Source organism: Streptomyces katrae (assembly GCF_000966975.1).
Lineage (GTDB): Bacteria > Actinomycetota > Actinomycetes > Streptomycetales > Streptomycetaceae > Streptomyces > Streptomyces katrae.
In genome coordinates this window covers 1-2,774 of the sequence record NZ_JZWV01001465.1, presented here as the reverse complement: position 1 = coordinate 2,774, position 2,774 = coordinate 1, and the positions used below count along the sequence as shown (strand labels likewise).

3 protein-coding genes are annotated in these 2,774 nt (G+C 73.3%); 1 reads left to right on the top strand and 2 read right to left on the bottom strand.

Features of this window, described 5'->3' with window-relative positions; genetic code table 11:
• Positions 1-37: 37 nt before the first annotated feature.
• Positions 38-688 (bottom strand): TetR/AcrR family transcriptional regulator, encoded by a 651-nt coding sequence (locus VR44_RS38360; protein ID WP_045952309.1) that lies wholly within the window; start codon positions 686-688, stop codon positions 38-40.
• A 119-nt stretch (positions 689-807) separates the two neighbouring features.
• Between VR44_RS38360 and VR44_RS38355 the strand changes: the two genes are divergently transcribed.
• Positions 808-1,953: an FAD-dependent monooxygenase gene (locus tag VR44_RS38355; protein ID WP_052714023.1), complete on the top strand. Its 1,146-nt coding sequence runs from the start codon at positions 808-810 to the stop codon at positions 1,951-1,953.
• Positions 1,954-1,993: 40 nt separating this feature from the next.
• Here the strand turns inward: VR44_RS38355 and VR44_RS38350 are convergent.
• Positions 1,994-2,774: putative bifunctional diguanylate cyclase/phosphodiesterase (locus tag VR44_RS38350; RefSeq protein ID WP_045952308.1), on the bottom strand; the 781-nt coding region annotated here is incomplete at its 5' end.

The window sequence follows — 2,774 nt, the reverse complement described above, 5'->3', positions numbered from 1 at the left end:
GGCCGGCTCAGGCCGGCTCAGGCCGGCTCAGGCCGGCTCAGGCCGGGGATATCAGGGGGCCCAGGGTCCGGTCGAGGCCGTCGGCCAGCATGCCGAACGCCCGGTCGGCGTCAACGACGGCCGCCGGGTAGACCTCCTCCGCCGTGCTGCCCGCGTCGATGCGGCGCCAGTTCTCCCGGCCCAGTTCATGACGGACCGCCACCAGGTGCGTCGCGGCGAGCCGGGCGGACAGCGGCTCCACCTCTTCCGCCTCCAGGGCGGCCGCGAGCAGCTCCACCTCGCGGGCCGTGTAGTGGGCGATCCGGCTCTCCAGGCTGGCGGTCGAGTACAGCAGGCGCTGGAACGCGAGCACGTCCGGGTGGTCGCAGAGCCCGGTGATGGGGTCGCGCTCCGCGAGGGCGGTCCGGAAGTGGTCGTGGAGGGCGCCTACGGGGCCGAGGCCCGCGGGCCGGTCCCGCACGATCCGCGCCGCTTCGTCCTGGTGGTCGGCGAAACGGTCGAGGACCAGGTCCTCCTTGCTCGGGAAGTACCGGAACAGGGTGGGCTTGGACACCTCGGCCGCCGCGGCCACGTCGGCCACGGACACGGCGTCGAAGCCCCGTTCCAGGAAGAGTTCCAGCGCCGTGGCCGCCAGCTGGCGACGCGTACGCAGTTTCTTGCTCTCGCGCAGACCCGTCGTGTTCTCCATGGCACCACCGTACGACCGAATCGCAACCAAGTCAATTTCTTGACTGGGTTGCATTTTTTCTCCCGAGGCGCTTTCCTTGATTCAGCGACGGCGGACAGGCGACAAGAGAGGACCCTCCGATGACCGAGACGATGACGGCCGAGACGACTACGGCCGAGACGACTACGGCCGGGACGGCTACGGCCGGGTCGACGACCGAGGTACTGGTCGCGGGCTCCGGCCCCACCGGCCTCACCCTGGCCTGCGACCTGGCCCTGCGCGGAATCTCCGTCCGCGTCCTGGACCAGCGCTCCGGCCCCCACCGGGAGTCCCGCGGCAAGGGGCTCACCCCGGACAGCCTGGAGGTGTTCGCCCGGCTGGGCGTCGGAGAGCGGATGGAGACCGCGGGCTCCCGGGGCCTGGTCCTGCGCAAGTACTTCGACGGGACCCACGTGCAGGACACCCCCGTGGACGGCGGCGGCCTCCTGATCGGCCAGTGGCAGGTCGAGGAGGTGCTGCGCGAGCGGCTCGCCGGTCTGGGCGTCCGCGTCGAGTACGGGGCCCGGGTCGTCGGACTCGCCCAGGATCCTGCCGGGGTCACGGCTCGCCTGGCGGACGGGCGTTCGGTCCGCGCGCGGTACGCGGCCGGGTGCGACGGCGGCCGGAGCACCACCCGCGAGCTCCTCGGCATCCCCTTCGAGGGGTACACGGAGGAGAAGCCGACGATGGTCGTCGGGGACGTCCGGGCACCCGGGCTGAGCCGGGACCACTGGCACCAGTGGTTCACCTCGGGAGGCGGGGGGATCCTGCTCTGCCCGATGCCGGGGACGGACACCTTCCAGCTCCAGTCGGCCCCCGAGACCGACGGGGACGGGGAGCCGCTGCCGCCGACTCTGGAGGGCTTCCAACGGCTCTTCGACCGGTATGCCGGAATGGCGGGGATACGGCTGACGGAGGCCACCTGGCTCTCCAGCTGGCGGGTCAACGTCCGCCGGGCAGCCCGGATGCGCGAGGGCCGGGTCCTCCTCGCCGGCGACGCCGCACACGTCCACCCGATCGCCGGCGGACTGGGCATGAACACCGGCGTCCAGGACGCGGAAGCCCTCGCCCGGACCCTGGCCGCCGCCCTCGCGGGCCCGGCCCCGGCCGGCGACGCCCTCGACGGTTACCAGGCCGAGCGCCTTCCGGTGGCCGAGCGGCTCCTGGCCGACACCACCGCACGCCACCGGCGGGTCCTCGCGGCGGTCCGCGAGCCCGGCCGGGGAACGGAGGCCGGAATGGGCTGACACCGCTCGCGGGCACCCCGTCCGGCCCCCGCCCCCTGCCTCACCTGGTGGGTGCGGCGTCGCAGAGGGAGAGGGTGTGGATGCGGTCCGGGGAGCCCGGGCGGGCGTAGTACCAGCCCTGGGCCGTGTCGCAGCCGAGGGCGCGGAGCTGGGCCGCCTGGGCCCCGGTCTCCACTCCCTCGACCGTCACGGCCAGCTCCAGGCTGTGGGCCAGGGCGACGATGCCCTCCACGATCTTGACGTCGACGGGGTCGGCCGGCTCCTGCTGCATGCCCTGGGTGAAGGAGCGGTCCAGCTTCAGGACGCTGACCGGAAGCCGGCGCAGGTTGGCCAGGTTGGAGTAGCCGGTGCCGAAGTCGTCGAGGGCGATGTCCACGCCGAGGGCCGCGAGCCGGCGCAGCGGTTCGAGGAGTTCGTCGTCGGCTCCGATCAGCGCCGACTCGGTGACCTCCAGGCACAGCGCGCCGGGGGCCAGGCCGGAGGACTCCAGGACGCGCAGGGTGTCGGAGACCAGCCCGGGGTGGGTCAGCTGAGTGGGCGAGAGGTTGACGTTGACGCGCAGGGGCGTCCCGCCGTGCTGGCGCTGCCAGTTGCGGGCCTGGCGGACGGACTCCTCCAGGACCCAGCGGCCGAGCGGCACGATCAGTCCGGTCCGCTCGGCGAGCGGGATGAAGCGGTCCGGGCCGAGCACCCCGTACTGGGGGTGCGACCAGCGCACCAGCGCCTCCGCGCCGTGCACGCTGCCGTCGTGGAGGTGCACCAGGGGCTGGTACTCGATGAAGAACTCGCCGCGTTCCAGCGCCGCCGGCAGGGCGTTGGTC

Bases quoted from the DNA above. Each gene is read 5' to 3' on its own strand.
- VR44_RS38360 (WP_045952309.1), bottom strand. From the start codon at position 688: ATGGAGAACACGACGGGTCTGCGCGAGAGCAAGAAACTGCGTACGCGT.
- VR44_RS38355 (WP_052714023.1), top strand. From the start codon at position 808: ATGACCGAGACGATGACGGCCGAGACGACTACGGCCGAGACGACTACG.